Source organism: Porphyromonas somerae (assembly GCF_022845615.1).
In the GTDB taxonomy this organism is placed as follows: Bacteria; Bacteroidota; Bacteroidia; order Bacteroidales; family Porphyromonadaceae; genus Porphyromonas_A; species Porphyromonas_A somerae.
In genome coordinates this window covers 251,946-267,746 of record NZ_AP025559.1, presented here as the reverse complement: position 1 = coordinate 267,746, position 15,801 = coordinate 251,946, and the positions used below count along the sequence as shown (strand labels likewise).

Genomic DNA, 15,801 nt, shown 5'->3' with positions numbered 1-15,801 from the left:
TCACTAGTGCCCAAGACAGGACTCGAACCTGCACGTCATTGCTGACACTAGTACCTGAAACTAGCGCGTCTACCAATTCCGCCACTTGGGCATTTGTAGAGAGCATTGCTTGGATTGCGTTGGCAAAGATACACAAATAATGGAAATAGACAAATAGTTTCGCTAGAAAATCCGCCATCTCTATTATAGCCACTTGAATACTTAAATAGTCTCAATGCAGAAATCGCTACAACAATAGGCTCGCAAGTGCGAAGTAAATCAATAATGCACAGGTATCTACTACTGTGGTGATGAGCGGGCCAGTCATCATCGCAGGGTCTAGCCCCACCTTATCGGAGAGGATAGGCAGAATGCCACCCAGAACCTTAGAAAAGACTACTGTGGCAACGATGCTGATATTGACCACAATGGCTACTGCCAAAGGGGCATCACTAATCATAAGGATTCGGATGGTATTGAGCAGTGCTAGCACCAAGCCGCAGAGAAGTCCCACACGGAGCTCTTTCCAAAGCACCTTGAAGAAATCCTTAAACTCCACTTGTCCTAGGGCAATACTTCGGATCAAAAGAGTAGAAGACTGGGCACCAGCGTTACCACCAGTATCCATCAGCATAGGTATAAAGATCGCAAGAGCCACGGTCTGACTTAATACATCCTCATAACTACTTATGATTCCGCCAGTAATCGTTGCAGTCACCATCAATATCATCAGCCAGCCTATCCGGTGCTTCGAAAGGCTCCAGATATTTTGCTCCAGATAAGGCAGCTCCGAAGGTGTCATAGCAGCCATCTTCTGCATGTCTTCCGTCTGCTCCTGCACCACTACATCCATTACATCATCCACTGTAATCACCCCCACCAGTCGCTGATCATTATCTGTCACCGGCATCGCTCGGAGGTCATACTTCATAAATAGCTTAGCCACCGCCTCCTGATCTGTACTAGTCGTAGTAGATACATAATGACCGTCCATCACCTCAGCCACCTTCGCCTCCGTAGGAGAAAGGAGTAGTGTCTTGAGGGAGACCACCCCCTCTAGCGTCCAGCACTCATCCGTCACGAATAGCTCATTGCTACTCACACGTGCATAGCTCGACGTCCGAAAAGTCTCCAAAGCCTCCGTAATAGTGAGATCCTTACGGATAGCTACAAACTCGGAGGTCATCACCCCACCAGCACTCTCCTCATCATATCCAAGATACTTATTGATCTCCTGGCGAAGCGATGGCTCGGTGAGGCTCAGAAGGCGATTCACTAGATTAGCTGGCAACTCCTCCAAAAGGTCCACTCGGTCATCCATCTGCATGTGTAGGAGAAGGTCGAGCGTCTCCTCATCCGTAAAAGCCTCCACCAAATGCTTTTTCTCACTTGCCGAAAAGTGAGAAAAGACCTCAGCCGATAGTTCCTTGGGAAGAATACTAAAAACCAGCAGCACCTCTTTCGGCTCCATCTCCAGCATACAATCGGCGATATCGGCACTCCTCAAAGGCTCCAACTCCGTTCGCACCTTCGCAAAATCTCCTTCTCTCAGCCACTCCTTAAGTTGTTGGATCATACCTTCTTCCTCTCTCATAAATAATTAAATGGACTCCCCCTACAAGGTAAATACCGGCTCGGCACCTACCATGCTAAGCAGTCAAAGCAATATATTCAAAATAATCCGAATCTCAAAAGATATACTCTAGGTGTTACGCATTAGGAAGGTCTTGCCGTAGGGTATTCATAGGTGAGTCTATAGGGGAGGACCCCGGCTGAGGGGTCCGTGTTAAATAGGCACAGGTCAAGGCACGCAGTGCCAAAGACCTGTGTATAACGATGTGCAAAACGCCCTTACGACCCCGGCTGAGGGGTCGGACAACCTTATCGAGAATGTTGCACGAAGTGCCATTCTCGTACATTTGAATCAAATGTGCTGAGACTTTGAACGAAGGATGAGATGCAAGGCGCTGAGGGTGCTGGGAGCGTACTCACGTACGTGACCGAGCCCGAATCCCGAAAGCAACGCCGCAGATCGCCTTCGTGCAACAGTCTCTTATCTAGATCTGACCCCTCAGCCGGGGTCATAAAGGTAGGGAATATGCTCTTACACACAGGTCGTTTGGGACTACGTTCCTCCGACCTGTGCCTATTTAACACGGACCTCTGCCGAGGTCCTTACCCCAATAATACTCCAATGAATGCCACACAGACTTTTCTAATGCATAACCTCAGATGCTCACTCAGAAGCAACACAATGTCGCACAGCACCTAAGAGCACACAATAACTATTGTACGCCTTTGCTAGCGGTGAGCGCCAGCCTTGAGGCGGTCGAGGTGGCAAACCAAGAGGTCGCCATTATCATCACGGAGGTGCATCCCATTACCGAGACAGTTCTTCCAGCTTTTGCAGGTGGCACAGGGTCCTCGTTTTGCCCAACTACGGTCACGGTATTGCTCGAACCGATTTTGCCATACCTCCCAAAGGTCGTCGTGATGGATATTTCCTTGCTTGTAATCGAAACGGATACTAGGACACGCACTGATAGAGCCGTCGCAGAGGATCGAGGCAATGTTCACCCCAGCACGACACATATAAAACTGCTCCCGCACTCGCCCCTCAAAGCGACCAAGGTACCCTTCGCAACCATATTGTGCAAGTAGTTTGCCCTGCTCATTGGTCTCGCAGATAAAGTTCATCAGGTCGAAATACTGCCGGTCGGAGAGCTGTAGTTGAGAGTTTTCAGCGGCACGCCCCACTGGGAATATGGAGAATAGCCGCCACCGCTTTACCCCTTGATCAATCAATTGTTGGCGTAGGGCAGGGAGTGAATCATAATTCAAAGGATGAACACAAGTAACCACGTCCCATACAATATCCTCTGCCTCGGAAAGCAATTGGATAGCACGCCAAGCTCTTGCATAGCTCTGGGGGTGCCCCCGCATCTTATTGTGCACCTCTTCAAAGCCATCCAGACTAACCGTAGCAGTATGGATACCCGCCCGCTGAAGGCTCTCAAGTCGCTTCTCGTCAAGGAGCATACCATTCGTCACAATCCCCCATGGATAACCACGATGGTAGAGTGCCAGCCCTGCCTCCTCTATATCTCTACGCACCAGTGCTTCGCCACCAGTAAAGATCACCAAGAGTTTGTGCGGATCAATGTGCGGGGTAAGTCGGTCAATCACCCCGAGAAACTCCTCCACACTCAGCTCCTCCACCCCACTCTCTACCCTACAATCACTACCACAATGGGCACAATGGAGGTTGCACCGCAGAGTACACTCCCAAAAGAGAGTGGTCATCTGATGCTCTCTGATCGCTTCGTCTCGAAGTACCCGATGGGCATTGAGAGCGAGTCTTTGCTTCAGAGTCGGCTCAAGCGAGGGTTGTTTTTGTGGAAAGAGAAGCGACATCACTTATCCTTCTTTTTCTTTGGTTGAGTAGGTACTTGTTTTTGCTCTTGAAACTCTCGGTAGGGAGTGCCATACATCGCCACAGCTTCGGGATAACTGTCGGGAATAGAGTCGAGCCGCAACGCCTCCCTCGCCCGCTCTCTAGGAGTGGGCTCTACTTTTTGGCTAGTCTTACAACCTGCCACACCTAGTCCACCGAGCAGTATCAATGTGCCTGCGGCCAGCTTTACCCTCACTTGGCGATACTTTCTTTTCATTTTCGCTCCACTTTTAGATTGATCTCCTTCTCCACAGTGCCATTCAGCCACCGTTTAGTTTGATGACTGGTAAAGTCGCTCTTGGATATGGCGATGTGCTTCACCTGATCCTTCACTACGCCATTGGCATCGCCATCAATATCTTTCACCTCTACCACAATTTCGTGGTCTTTGTAAAATCCAGTATCCCGCCCCTCTATCAATGCTTTTCCTTCCGCATCACTTGTCTTGCTCTGACCAATAGCTTTAAGTGAAAGTCCCGGGATAGGCTGATCTGCTTGGTCGGTCACCTTTAGCTTGAGCTTATACTGTACGGTAGGCGTGCCATACTCTGCCATGCCATTATTGATATTCTCGGCACAGCTCGAAAAGCCTAAAGCCCCCAGCAATGCGGTGGCTCCAGCAGAGAGTAAAGCCCGTAATGATACAACCACTTTCTTCATAACTTAATATCCACTTTAAGTAGCTCTTGATTTTTCAGCAAGATAGAAATATTTCGTCGCTTCACCAAATATCGTAACCTCTTATTATCTTTGTGATTACATAATAGATTTATTTGAAATGGACTGGACTCAATTTTTCCTGTATGTTGCGATAGTAGCAGTGGTTATCTTCATCGCCTCCTTTCTCCACCAACGCAAAAAGAAGGCCTCTAATCAACTGGGGCAAAAGCTTCAGGAGAGCATCAAAGCCAATGATTGGGAAACGGCAAGCCGTATTCTGCGTAGACAGATGATCGTTTGGGCCATAATCACGATATTAGTTATGTTGCTCATCATCTTACGGCTAATGAATCACCAGCAGATCTACTCCACGCTAGTTTTCTTTGCTCTAGCAGGATGGAATTACTATACCTCTGCGAAAGGTTTAAAGATCGCACGAAAAAATCAAACGGACTATGCTGTTGAACAGGAATCGCAAGAGAAGTTTTTTGAGAGGATCAAGACACTTCTTAAGGATTGCAAGGTATCTCAGCTGGAACCTAATTTAACTGAAGAGGAGGTTAAGAACCTCTGGCTGGAGAAATACAAAAATTGGAAAGTGAGTGGCTACTACCCAGTGCTACTGGAGTCGATATATGGTGACTTCTTTGACTACCTGGATGAGCTCTCTGAGTGGTACGACGAGGTGAAGCTCCAGCAGTGGCGGACGAAGCTACTCAACTCCACTGAAAATAATGGGCAACAGATACTCCAGCGCAGGTTTGAGGAGCTCAAAGAGAGCTACCTGACGGATGGGGAGGAGGGCGCTAATGCGTGGAAAGAACTGGTAGATGGCGAGGTATTTGAATCTGATTGCCCAAAAGAATTCACTTTTTTCAGCACACCAATCTTAGTAGAGATGCCGATAAAAGAGCCTTGGCAGGTATTTACTTATCTTTCTTATGGCGGTTGGAACGAATGCCCCACGGCAGAGGAGCACGCTCAGATTGCCCGATATTGGTACGAATCGTATGGGGCAGTGGTGATTAAGATCGCTAGTGACTCCGTTCTGTACTACACCCCCTACCCCCCTATGGGAGACACTACCTCCCTAGCCAAGAATCTATTTGCCTACGCCCAAGACACTGTAGAGACCAATCTACCCTCCCTAGCATCGCACCTACACAAGTCGCATATCTGGTACTGCTGGTGGGATTAGGCGACAAAATAAATACTTTTTCGTGGCAATATTTGGTGGATTGAAAAATCCTTGCTATCTTTGCCGAGCAAAGCCATAACAACAACGGCTAAAGCACGGTGTGGTAGTTCAGCTGGTTAGAATACCTGCCTGTCACGCAGGGGGTCGCGGGTTCGAGTCCCGTCCATACCGCAGATTAGGTGTTAAAGTGTTGATCTCAACGCTTTAGCACCTTTTTCTTTTTATCTTATTCTAGGGGCAAAAACTGAGTTGCAACTAAGCAAAAGTTTAGATGCAACTAAGCAAATGACGAGTTGCAACTAAGCATTTGCTTTGTTGCAACTCAACTTTCATCAAGTCTCACTCGCAGTTTCACTCCCATTTCTCATTGCACAAAGACTAGCTGACTCCGATACTTTCGCAATTCGAGACTGTTGCACGAAGGCGATCTGCTACGCCTAGGCTTCCGTAAGGATGCCAAGGTACATAAAGTTGCTTTCGGAATTCGGCTTCGGTCACGTACGTTAGTACGCTCCCTTCAGCCCGTTAGGGCCTTGGTGCCCTGCGTGCACCTTGCCCTCATCCTCAGGCCTTGCATATCATCCTTCGTTCAAAGTCTCAGCACATTTGCGTCAAATGTGTGAGAATGGCACTTCGTGCAACAGTCTCAATTCACTCTCGGTTCTCTTGCACGTGAGTGTTTTTTGCCCCTTTGAGTAAAAACAGAGAGCCGATACTAGGTACCCTAATGAAGAGGGTGCCTAGTATCGGCTCTCACGATATCCAGTAAACTCCTAAAGCTTAGCGGAGAGAGATTTTGCAATCTTTGTCGCTACCGTCGAAGGCAACCTTGCCTTCCTTGGCTAGCCAACCGAGTGCAAAGCGCACTTCATCTTGGGTGCGTATCCCAGCTTTCTTTTGGATCTCCTTTACGGTCAATGGCTTCTTACTATCACTCAGGGCATGCCATACGAGCCCTGCATTGGTTCCAATCTGTTCAATCATCATCTTTCCTCCTATAAATTAGCATTAATTACCTACCTCTTTCGTTGCAAATGTACCTATTATCAGCAAAATAGCAAAATAAAGGGTGCCATTATGATAAAGCTTCAAAGGCATCAATAAATTGATCGCCTCGATCTTCATAGTTCTTGAACAGGTCAAAACTGGCACATGCAGGAGAGAGCAAGACCACATCGCCCTCAGACAAATCCAGTGCTGTTATCTGCTCAAAAGCCTCCGCCATACTATGTGCCACGGTGGTGGGAAGTGCGAGGCAATCAAAACTACGATGCAATTTATCGGTATCTAGGGTAAGAAAAATAAGTGCCTTCGCCTTTGACTTTACCAGGTCGAAAATAAGCGAATAGTCGTTACCCTTATCGGTACCTCCGAGTAGAAGTACCGTCTTGGCATCGGGCATCGCACCAAGAGCGTGGGCTGTAGCATCGAGGTTGGTACCTTTGGAGTCATTGATAAAGGTAACTCCATGCCACGTACCAACCAGCTGAGTGCGGTGGCGAACACCTCCGAAAGTGGATAGGCATTTCCGAACCTCCTGCCGATCAATATCCACGCCATATGCCTGAAGTGCTAGCCCCACTGCCATAATATTCTCGGCATTGTGCTGACCCTTGAGGAGGAACTGGGTGTAGTCGTAAGTGACACCCCCCTTGAAGTGAATTAATTGACCATCAAAGTAGGCAGAAGCTTTGGGATTGCGGGTAGAAAAGGTCTTGACAAACTCTGCCTGCAAAGGAGCCTCTTGCTGAAGCTCTGCAATATGCGGGTCATCTGCATTGATGATGGCATAGTCACCTGCTCCTTGATTTTGAAACACTCTCCACTTGGCACGAGCATAATTGATCAAATGGTGATCGTACCTATCGAGGTGGTCGGGTGTGATATTAAGTAAAAGGGCAATATGGCTATGGGTGCGGTACATATGATCTAGCTGAAAGCTACTCAGCTCCATAGTATATACGTCGGCACCCCCCTCCATCACCTCCCGAGCCAAGGAATCTCCGATATTGCCACACGCTACACTCTGCACTCCTGCAGCACGTAGGGCAAGGTCAATCAGCGTAGTAGTGGTGGTTTTGCCATTGCTACCAGTGATAGAGATTAACTGCTTGGGGGTAGTGTAACGAGCAGCAAACTCAATCTCCGAGAGGATCGGTAACCCAAGTGCTTCACAACGGCGAACCACCTCAGCACTATCGGGAATACCAGGGCTCTTAATCACCTCTTCTGTATCCTTCAGATAGGGGAGTTGATGCCCGCCCTCCTCATAGGGAACTGCCGCCTTTGTCAACACCGCTTTCATCTCTGGGCGAATGGTACCTGAGTCCGACACAAAGGGTCGATACCCCTTTTCTTGTGCCAAAAGGGCAGCACTCACGCCACTCTCTCCAGCACCCAAAACAAGTAAATTGCACTTCATAATAATGATGACTTATCTAAGTTTGAGCGTCACAATGGTGAGCACTGCAAGGAGAATCCCGATCAACCAAAAACGAACCGTAATCTTTGCCTCAGCAATAGGTCGAGTAGGCTTTTGGATCACTGCGTCGATCACTCCAGCTGGTTTCTGGAAATGGTGGTGCAGTGGGCTCATCTTGAATACCCTTCGGCCGGTACCAGTCTTTCGCTTTGTGTACTTAAAGTAAGCGGTTTGGATAATCACCGAAAGCGCCTCTACCATAAATACTCCACAAAGGATAGGAAGGAGCAACTCCTTACGAATGATAATCGCATATACTGCTATAATTCCGCCGAGGGTAAGGCTACCAGTATCGCCCATAAAGACCTGTGCGGGGTAGGAATTGTACCAAAGGAAGCCAACGGTGGCACCGATAAATGAAGCAGCATAGACCACCAGCTCCTCCGCTCCAGGGATAAACATAATATTGAGGTAGCTCGCCATCTCTATGTGCGAACTCACGTAGGCGAATATTCCGAGCGCCACGCCGATAATCGCCGAGGAGCCAGCGGCTAGACCATCTAGTCCATCGGTGAGGTTGGCTGCATTGGAGACGCCCATCACGATGAATACAAAGATGAGCGTCACGAGTATCAGGGTAAAGAGTTTGGCATTCTGCTTCAGTCCAAGATTCTTGGCTAGGTCGCTATAGTCTAGGTTGTTATTCTTCACAAAGGGAATCGTGGTCTTGGTGCTTTTTGTCTCCACTCCGGAGTGCTTCACCACTAGCTCCTTATTGACCGTCTCGGTGGCTACGTTTTCCTTAATCACCACCGCTGGACTAGTCATCAGTACCAGAGCCACCAACACCCCTAGCCCTAGCTGAGCAATAAGCTTGTAGCGACCGTGGATGCCCTCTTTATTCTTCTTAAACACCTTCACATAGTCATCGGCAAAGCCAAGAGCTCCCAGCCATACTGTGGTGACTAGCATCAAGATGATGTAGAGATTATTGAGTTTATTGAAAAGCAGTGTGGGGATAATAATGGCAATGATGATGATGATACCACCCATAGTGGGGGTCCCAACCTTTGCCATCTGCCCCTCAATATCAAGGGGACGAATGGCATCCGACATCTGCTTACTCCGTAACCAATCGATGATCTTACTTCCGATCAATGTGCTGATCAGTAGACTAACGATAAGGGCAAGGGCCGCGCGAGTAGAGATATAAGTAAAGGCACCCATTCCTGGGACACCTTGTGCATTGAGCGACTCAAATAGGTAGTAAAGCATCAGTGAGTAGCTCCTCCTTTCTCCCCTTCGATGATCTTCTCTACCTCCTCGATATCACTAAAGTGGTGGCGAACGCCATTCACCTCCTGATAGGTCTCGTGGCCCTTACCGGCAATGAGAATCACATCGCTAGGCATCGCCATAGTACAGGCGGTGCGGATCGCATCTCTTCTGCTAGTGATCCTGAGCGTACGTCGCTTCATCTCCTCATCGAGCCCCTCCATCATCTGGTCGATGATCTGCTCGGGATCTTCGCGACGAGGGTTATCCGAAGTGAGGATTACGATATCTGAGAGTTTGGCTGTGGTAGCGGCCATAATGGGCCGCTTGCCAGCATCTCTATTACCTCCCGCACCAACCACTGAGATGATACGACCGCCGTGGTGCTTTTGTAGCTCCTGAATCGTCCCCAGCACATTGGCGAGAGCATCGGGCGTATGGGCATAATCAACCACAGCCACATACCCCTTGGGTGCTGTGACGGTCTGAAAGCGACCATCCACTGGGGTGAGCCGACTCATCTCTCTCAGCACCTCCTCCTCAGGCTGTCCGAGCAAAATAGCTGCCCCAAATATCGCCAACATATTGTAGGCATTGAAGCTCCCTACTAGGCGTGTATAGACCTCGTGGCTATTAAAAAGCATATCGGTACCATCTAGGTGTTGCTCGAGTATCTTTCCCTTAAAGTCGGCATCACGCTTGATAGCGTAGGTATGCACTTCTGCCACGCTATTTTGCACCATCACCATACCATTGGTTTCATCGAAGTTGGTGAGGGCAAAAGCCTCTTTGGGCAGTCCATCGAAGAAGCCTTGCTTTGCGTGGAGGTAATTGAGGAAGGTACCGTGATAATCAAGGTGGTCTCTAGTGAGGTTGGTAAAGATACCTCCCCTGAAATAGGTGCCTCCGATACGGTGCTGATGCACGGCGTGCGAAGAGACCTCCATAAAGGCATACTCGCAGCCTGCCTCTACCATCTGCCAGAGATATCGCTGAAGGGTGAGCGCATCAGGGGTGGTGAGCTTACTCGGAATCTCCTCCCCATCCACAATCACACAGACCGTTGATACCAAACCACTCTTATGACCCAAGTGGGAGAATAGGCGGTAAAGGAGTGTCGCAATAGTTGTCTTACCATTGGTCCCTGTCACCCCTACCAACTTGAGTTTACGGGAAGGGTGGTCGTAAAAGTTGGCAGCCACCTCACCGATCACCACATCGGTATGCTCCACACGGAGGTAAGTGATCCCTTCCTTTCGCTCTTGAGGCACCTCCTCACATAGGATAGCGGTGGCTCCCTTCTCAATAGCCATATCGATAAAGTCGTGACCATCCGTGACCGTTCCACGGAGTGCCACAAAGAGCATGCCTTCCTCCACCACTCTTGAGTCGGCCGTAATCTGCCGAATCTCCTTATCTAGTTCGCCCGACACTACATCGTGGGCGATTCCTTTCATCAATCTATCTAGTTTCATACTCTACTCGTTGCGTAGCGTCAATATTAATAACTGTCCTTGCTTTGTCCTTCCTCCCTTATGGATTGATTGCTGTTTTACCACTCCTCCTTGTCCATTGAGCCGAACATCTAGCCCCATTTTTTCGGCAAGGTAGAGGGCATCCATCACACTCATCCCCATAAGGTCGGGCATCGTGCCCACCTCTGGTTTGAGTGCACTTAGTATCTGTAGGCTATCCCCCCCTTGGTGCGATAGCCACTCCGTCCCACTGCTATGTAATTGATCTACCTTTGCTCCTGTATACTTAATCGCATGCTTCACCCCTTCGGTGGTACCGCCCAGCACCCTTTGGCCAAAGGTGGCTAAAGAATCGGGAAGCACCTCACCAAGCGACTGGGTGTAGGAAGTGGCGATGGTCTTCTCCGCAATTTCACGAAGCACTGCCCCTGGGATAGAACCCGAAGGGTAAACGCCTCTCGGACGGCTCACCACTACAATACAGCTATAGAGTGGTCGCTCACTTGGGAAGTAGCCACAGAAGGTTACATTGTGACCTGCCCCCTTAAAGGCACCTCCACCAAGTCGTTGAGCCGTACCTGTCTTACCCGAAATAGAGACATAGGGAGAGTTCATAGCTGTTCCGGTACCCTCCGTCACTACACCACGGAGCATCAATTGAAGCTCCTCAATCGCCTTAGAGGAGGCGATCTGTTTATTAACCACTCTTGGCTCTCGCTTGTAACCAATCTTATCACCGCTACTTACCTCGCGAACTAGGTAGGGCTCCATCATCTTACCCCCATTTGCCACGGCATTGTAGAAGCGAAGCGTGTAGATTGGTGGCATTAATATCTCATAGCCATAAGAGCTCCACGGCATCGTACTATTGGACCACTTCTCTACATCTTGCTGGAAGCGTGGGCGGGCAGTGCCTGGGATCTCAAAGTCAATCTGGTCAAAGATTGTCATCTTATTCAATTCATCCAAATAGCCCTGACGGTCGTCGCCGTAGGTCTTCAGAACCGCCTTTGCCACTCCTACGTTGGAGGAGAAGTAGATCGCCTCATTGTAGGTAATCTTGCCATATCCCCCTTTATGAGCATTGTGGTCACGGATTGTAAGCCCTCGGCCGATGGTGTAGAGACCATTCCCCACATCCACGGTATCCTGTGGGTTCACTCCCTTTCGATCCAGTACCCCCAGCATGGAGATCGCTTTGAAAGTAGAGCCGGGCTCAATCAGGTCGGCTAGAGCATGATTGGTTCGCTCCATATAGTTTCCCTCGCCCATACGATCCAGATTGGCTAGAGCTTTCACCGCTCCAGTAGCCACTTCCATCACCACCACACAGCCCCAATCGGCATCCACCTCCACCAACTTACGACGAAGTGCCTTCTCGGCGATATCCTGAATATCCACATTGAGCGTGGTATAGACGTCCATTCCATTGGTGGCAGGCACCTCCTCCACTGGCTCCCACCGTGGGGGCACCCGCACCCAGCGATTCACTCCTGCTTTGCCACAGAGGAGGGAGTCAAACCTCATCTCCAACCCGCTATTGCCGTGCGTCATACCCAAGGAGTCGGGCTCATTCATGATTCGCCCAATGGTACGGAAGGCAAGATTGCCATAGGGGTGCTCCCTGCGGATATACTTCGTGGTGATCAAGCCCGAGCGATACCTGGAACGACCCTTGAAGAAGGGGAGCTCCAACAGTGCCTGAAGCTCGGTATAGGAGAGCTCACGCGAACCAAATAGACGGTAGTACTTCGAGCGCTTCTGGCGAGCTCGCAAAAGCCCCTGCTTGTAGCTAGCAGCCGACTGCCCCCCAACTACCTCTGCAAGTCCCTCGGAGAGTTCTTGCACTCCAGCTTCAAAAAACTCTCCATCAAAGGAGTCACTTCCCATGTCAAGAGCTACCTCGTACCTTGGCACCGTAATCGCTACCGGCACATCTTGGTCACTGTAGATATTGCCCCGAAGGGGGTCAATGGCACTCCGCGACTTCCCAGCATAGCGAACCAGTGCCTCCCACTGCTTCGCCTGCACGGTAGAGGTAATGACTACTTTTACTAGTACCACCACCCCTAGCAAAAGGAGGACGAGTCCAAACTTCATGTAGAGCTCCCACCCCTTGTGGATTCGCTTTGTCCGCTGTAAGCTATTGCGTTGCCGCGACTTCTCTCGTAGATCCTCGCCCGTCATTACTTCTCAATCTCTATAGGTGCTGTGGTGGGCGTGCAGATCGATAGCCCTGCCGCCTCCACCCTCTCTTCAATACTAGTGATACGGCTATCATTCATCAGCTCAGTAGAGAGGGTGATATGCTCCATCCGGAGGTCCTGTAGCGTGGTATTATTCGTGGAGATCATACGGATCTTACGCATCGCAGAGTAGTTGTACGCCACCTGGACCACCGCATAGAGGGCAATCGCCACAATCCATGCGATCATACGACCATTGAAGGCACGCTCCAAGATATGCCCCTCCACAAAGTCCCAAAACTTATTGACAAAAGCTTTGCGATCCTCTACCCCACCTTGCTGAGGTGTGTACTCCTCTTTATCTACTTCCATTCCCAAAAAACTGCTCTCCGTGATAGCCACTCTATTCAACCACAAACTTACCAATTTTTTGATAACCCACCCCCACAAAAACAAATAGATACAGAGCCGAAAAACCAAAAAGGAGAGCCGGTCACTAAGCCCTCTGAGCACTACCTTCTGGCAAAGGAGACCATAGCACTCGACGGACAACCCCTCCAGCAACGTAGCTACTGGGACGCCCTCCGTCGTGCCTACACCCATTGGAGAAACTGTTATACGACGGTGATTAGCTTTGTGCGATAGTCATTACATATTCAAGTATGCTAGGCTTATTCCTCTCTTTTCTATGATCTGATTGAGGAGCTCAAACTTTTGAATGACTAAAGGAAACTCCTTGTTTTTACTTCGCCATTCAGCTTCTGGCATGTCTAGTAATACTTTAAGGAAGGTTTTTAAGTCTCTCTCAGCTGGATAAAAAGACATGTAATCAGGTTTGAAGCGATAGCACTTGATAAATCCTAATTCACGCATATCTTTGACGTTTGGTAGATTGCCCTCTTCTTTCGAAAATGATTTGTCGTAATAAGCTGCACTGATGGCATAGAAAGGGGCTAAGGATTTCTCTGGCGTGTGACTCATCATTTCATTAACCATATTATTTAGAATGGTTCGTGCTAATTTCTGTTGCTCTTCTTGGTTTTTTGTGCCAATGTCGATTAGGTGTGCTATAGCTAGCGTCTGCATTCCAAAGACTGTGACTTGCTTTCTGTTGGGCTTCTCCATATTGTAAGTCTTTAATACTCTATCATATGGGTAGGCAATAATCGTATCCACTAATAATACTGAGTAAGGCATAGCCTTTTTGCTGATATACTTTGCTACATTGTTTTGGATGAAGTTCGCAGCCTCAGTTCGCTGACCTATTGTAGTCAAATACTTTAGACGATAGAGTTGTGCCTCGTAGTAGTCACTTCCTGTTATCGTGACGTTGTAAGGGATGCTGAGCACACGACTGCGACCTTCACGTTTGAGCGTGTCGTTGAAGAGCAAGTAGGCTCCGGTTTGCTCGTAAAATGAACGTCGAAGTGTCGCTTCTGGCGAGTGGTCAGTATCATCAGGAGCAAAGAGATTTATCTCAGGAGCAATCTCAACCATCATGTGTTCTTTGTTGCAGCAAGCTACTGATAACGCAAGTAACAGGAAAATGGCGATGTGTGAATAACTATTTGGTCTCATGTTGAATTATTTTAGTTGGTTTGCGCTCAATGCGTGGATTCTCTTGAATAATATCATTGAAAGTACGTTCTTCGCGAGGTAGGGGTAATACATATCCCTCATCTTCGTTAGCCGGAAGTGTATAGAAGTAAGTGATATCAGGGAAGCTATTTCTGCCCTCTTTTTTGTATATAGTGTAGGTGTGGGTCAGCTCTATCTTCTCTGGGGATTGAGATTGAACGCGGTAACGGCGAATATCAAACCATCGTTGACTCTCAAAGCAGAGTTCCATTCGTCTTTCTTTGCGGATTTCGTTTATTAATCCTTTTGGGGAGGTGTCAATATCGGGTAATGCCACTCCAACCTTGTAGCGATTTTGGTGTAGTTGTTTAAGAAATCGCACAGCCTCTGCACTTTTGCCTTGCATTGCCAAAGCTTCTGCTAGATTGAGATATATCTCTGCACTACGAAGCACAAATACATCGGACACCTCGCTCTTTCCCATAAGTTTTGGCGTTGTCTTACATGCCCTTAGCTGGTAGCCATTTGGCTGTGCTCCTTTGACTTTGATACGTTCGATAAAGCGGGTGCCACGTAGGTCGTCCTTATTGTATAGTTGATATAATTCTTTTGAGACAGAGAAGCCTCCAATGGGTGAGCTACTACCCATCTCTGCGCACACTAACCCTCCCCCCATGCTAAAAATTAGCTCGGGGTTATCAACCGAAAAGAAGTAGCTATCCACTCCCAAAGCATTGAGGTTGCAAAGAGTGGGATGTAGGCTCAATGCTTTTGAGGCATACTCTTCAGCTCTCTGCCACTCTTGCATATAAAGTGCTACTCGTGAAGCAAAGAGTAGTACTCCTGCCTCTGATATTCGATATAGGGAGCGTGTCTGTTGCCCTTCAATCTCCTTTATAGCCAAGCTTAGATCGTTGGATACTAGGGCATATACTTCAGAAATGGTGGCACGTGTAAACTTCTTTTTTTCGATGAAGTGTGATTCCTTGAGGGGCACACCTGGCTTATCTAGATTTTCTGGAGCATAGGGCAGAGCATAGAGGTTGACCAATTGAAAATAATAGGCAGCACGCAGAAAGTGTGCTTCAGCTTTTATTCGCTTGATACGATTTTGGTCTGCCACTGTGGGAGTGTCAATTCGTTCGGCTTCATCTAATACAATATTAAGGGTGAGGATATGATTGTATACTCTTAGCCAATCGATGCTCTCCTTGTAGCTTTTAAGACCATCAAAAGCATCACCCACATGCTGTTGCCACGTGTAATATCCAAATACACGAGGACGAATATTCGCTTCTGGATTATAGCGGGTATTGCCAATCAACTCCTCAGTCTCATCGGCCATATATTGAAGGTATGAGAAGTAATAGCTCTCATATTTTCGTGGCGTGGTGGGTGCTACGGATAGGTAGCAAGAGCCGATAAGTAACTCGTCTAGATCATCTGCTGTGTGAATGTAGGCTAAGTCATTTGAACGTTCGTTGAGAAAGCCACTACAGGAAGTCATAGTGACGATCCCAAGGGTCGATAGTGTAATGGCAATGATCAATATATAGTGTGCTATTCGTTTCATA

At 48.4% G+C, this 15,801-nt stretch carries 13 protein-coding genes and 2 tRNA genes; 2 read left to right on the top strand and 13 right to left on the bottom strand.

What is annotated here, in order from left to right; all coding sequences use genetic code 11:
• Positions 1-7: 7 nt before the first annotated feature.
• The 5 genes from MWL85_RS01060 to MWL85_RS01040 all read right to left on the bottom strand — a co-directional run bounded on the left by MWL85_RS01060 (position 8) and on the right by MWL85_RS01040 (position 4,093).
• Positions 8-91: transfer RNA gene (locus MWL85_RS01060), tRNA-Leu, on the bottom strand.
• Between the two features lie 135 nt (positions 92-226).
• Positions 227-1,573, bottom strand: a complete 1,347-nt coding sequence (gene mgtE, locus MWL85_RS01055; protein ID WP_244401057.1) for a magnesium transporter — start codon at positions 1,571-1,573, stop codon at positions 227-229.
• 707 nt (positions 1,574-2,280) lie between these two features.
• Positions 2,281-3,393: a TIGR04133 family radical SAM/SPASM protein gene (locus MWL85_RS01050; protein ID WP_244401056.1), complete on the bottom strand. Its 1,113-nt coding sequence runs from the start codon at positions 3,391-3,393 to the stop codon at positions 2,281-2,283.
• Complete coding sequence (locus MWL85_RS01045) at positions 3,393-3,650, bottom strand: hypothetical protein (RefSeq protein ID WP_244401054.1); 258 nt, start codon at positions 3,648-3,650, stop codon at positions 3,393-3,395. Before MWL85_RS01045 ends, MWL85_RS01050 begins: the two co-directional genes overlap by 1 nt.
• The gene (locus MWL85_RS01040) at positions 3,647-4,093 is read right to left on the bottom strand and encodes a radical SAM-associated putative lipoprotein (protein ID WP_244401052.1); all 447 of its coding nucleotides are present in this window, start codon (positions 4,091-4,093) and stop codon (positions 3,647-3,649) included. Before MWL85_RS01040 ends, MWL85_RS01045 begins: the two co-directional genes overlap by 4 nt.
• 118 nt (positions 4,094-4,211) lie before the next feature.
• Here MWL85_RS01040 and MWL85_RS01035 point away from each other — a divergent pair, with 118 nt between their 5' ends.
• Positions 4,212-5,291: a DUF4253 domain-containing protein gene (locus MWL85_RS01035; RefSeq protein WP_244401051.1), complete on the top strand. Its 1,080-nt coding sequence runs from the start codon at positions 4,212-4,214 to the stop codon at positions 5,289-5,291.
• A 97-nt stretch (positions 5,292-5,388) separates the two neighbouring features.
• Positions 5,389-5,462, top strand: a tRNA-Asp gene (locus MWL85_RS01030).
• A 609-nt stretch (positions 5,463-6,071) separates the two neighbouring features.
• Here MWL85_RS01030 and MWL85_RS01025 read toward each other — a convergent pair.
• The 8 genes from MWL85_RS01025 to MWL85_RS00990 form a co-directional block, all read right to left on the bottom strand.
• Positions 6,072-6,278, bottom strand: coding sequence for a winged helix-turn-helix domain-containing protein (locus MWL85_RS01025; RefSeq protein WP_317221526.1), 207 nt, complete (start codon positions 6,276-6,278; stop codon positions 6,072-6,074).
• A gap of 88 nt (positions 6,279-6,366) precedes the next feature.
• Positions 6,367-7,713 (bottom strand): UDP-N-acetylmuramoyl-L-alanine--D-glutamate ligase, encoded by a 1,347-nt coding sequence (gene murD, locus MWL85_RS01020; RefSeq protein WP_244401049.1) that lies wholly within the window; start codon positions 7,711-7,713, stop codon positions 6,367-6,369.
• 12 nt (positions 7,714-7,725) lie between these two features.
• Positions 7,726-8,988, bottom strand: coding sequence for a phospho-N-acetylmuramoyl-pentapeptide-transferase (gene mraY / locus MWL85_RS01015; RefSeq protein ID WP_244401047.1), 1,263 nt, complete (start codon positions 8,986-8,988; stop codon positions 7,726-7,728).
• Positions 8,988-10,463: a UDP-N-acetylmuramoyl-L-alanyl-D-glutamate--2,6-diaminopimelate ligase gene (locus MWL85_RS01010; RefSeq protein ID WP_244401045.1), complete on the bottom strand. Its 1,476-nt coding sequence runs from the start codon at positions 10,461-10,463 to the stop codon at positions 8,988-8,990. The genes mraY and MWL85_RS01010 overlap by 1 nt, the downstream gene beginning before the upstream one ends.
• 3 nt (positions 10,464-10,466) lie before the next feature.
• Entirely contained in the window at positions 10,467-12,650 is a 2,184-nt protein-coding gene (locus MWL85_RS01005; protein ID WP_244401043.1) for a PASTA domain-containing penicillin-binding protein, read from the bottom strand.
• The gene (locus tag MWL85_RS01000; RefSeq protein WP_155799431.1) at positions 12,650-13,021 is read right to left on the bottom strand and encodes an FtsL-like putative cell division protein; all 372 of its coding nucleotides are present in this window, start codon (positions 13,019-13,021) and stop codon (positions 12,650-12,652) included. Before MWL85_RS01000 ends, MWL85_RS01005 begins: the two co-directional genes overlap by 1 nt.
• Before the next feature lie 276 nt (positions 13,022-13,297).
• Positions 13,298-14,149, bottom strand: coding sequence for a hypothetical protein (locus MWL85_RS00995; protein ID WP_244401041.1), 852 nt, complete (start codon positions 14,147-14,149; stop codon positions 13,298-13,300).
• Between the two features lie 64 nt (positions 14,150-14,213).
• On the bottom strand, positions 14,214-15,800 hold the full coding sequence (locus tag MWL85_RS00990; protein ID WP_244401039.1) for a RagB/SusD family nutrient uptake outer membrane protein: 1,587 nt from the start codon (positions 15,798-15,800) through the stop codon (positions 14,214-14,216).
• Between the last annotated feature and the right edge of the window lies 1 nt (position 15,801).

Excerpts from the sequence above, each read along its gene's own strand:
- MWL85_RS01005 (WP_244401043.1), bottom strand. The coding sequence starts at position 12,650 with ATGACGGGCGAGGATCTACGAGAGAAGTCGCGGCAACGCAATAGCTTA.
- MWL85_RS01040 (WP_244401052.1), bottom strand. The coding sequence starts at position 4,093 with ATGAAGAAAGTGGTTGTATCATTACGGGCTTTACTCTCTGCTGGAGCC.
- MWL85_RS01010 (WP_244401045.1), bottom strand. The coding sequence starts at position 10,463 with ATGAAACTAGATAGATTGATGAAAGGAATCGCCCACGATGTAGTGTCG.
- murD (WP_244401049.1), bottom strand. The coding sequence starts at position 7,713 with ATGAAGTGCAATTTACTTGTTTTGGGTGCTGGAGAGAGTGGCGTGAGT.
- MWL85_RS01045 (WP_244401054.1), bottom strand. The coding sequence starts at position 3,650 with ATGAAAAGAAAGTATCGCCAAGTGAGGGTAAAGCTGGCCGCAGGCACA.
- MWL85_RS00990 (WP_244401039.1), bottom strand. The coding sequence starts at position 15,800 with ATGAAACGAATAGCACACTATATATTGATCATTGCCATTACACTATCG.
- mraY (WP_244401047.1), bottom strand. The coding sequence starts at position 8,988 with ATGCTTTACTACCTATTTGAGTCGCTCAATGCACAAGGTGTCCCAGGA.
- MWL85_RS01025 (WP_317221526.1), bottom strand. The coding sequence starts at position 6,278 with ATGATGATTGAACAGATTGGAACCAATGCAGGGCTCGTATGGCATGCC.
- mgtE (WP_244401057.1), bottom strand. The coding sequence starts at position 1,573 with ATGAGAGAGGAAGAAGGTATGATCCAACAACTTAAGGAGTGGCTGAGA.
- MWL85_RS00995 (WP_244401041.1), bottom strand. The coding sequence starts at position 14,149 with ATGATGGTTGAGATTGCTCCTGAGATAAATCTCTTTGCTCCTGATGAT.
- MWL85_RS01000 (WP_155799431.1), bottom strand. The coding sequence starts at position 13,021 with ATGGAAGTAGATAAAGAGGAGTACACACCTCAGCAAGGTGGGGTAGAG.
- MWL85_RS01035 (WP_244401051.1), top strand. The coding sequence starts at position 4,212 with ATGGACTGGACTCAATTTTTCCTGTATGTTGCGATAGTAGCAGTGGTT.
- MWL85_RS01050 (WP_244401056.1), bottom strand. The coding sequence starts at position 3,393 with ATGTCGCTTCTCTTTCCACAAAAACAACCCTCGCTTGAGCCGACTCTG.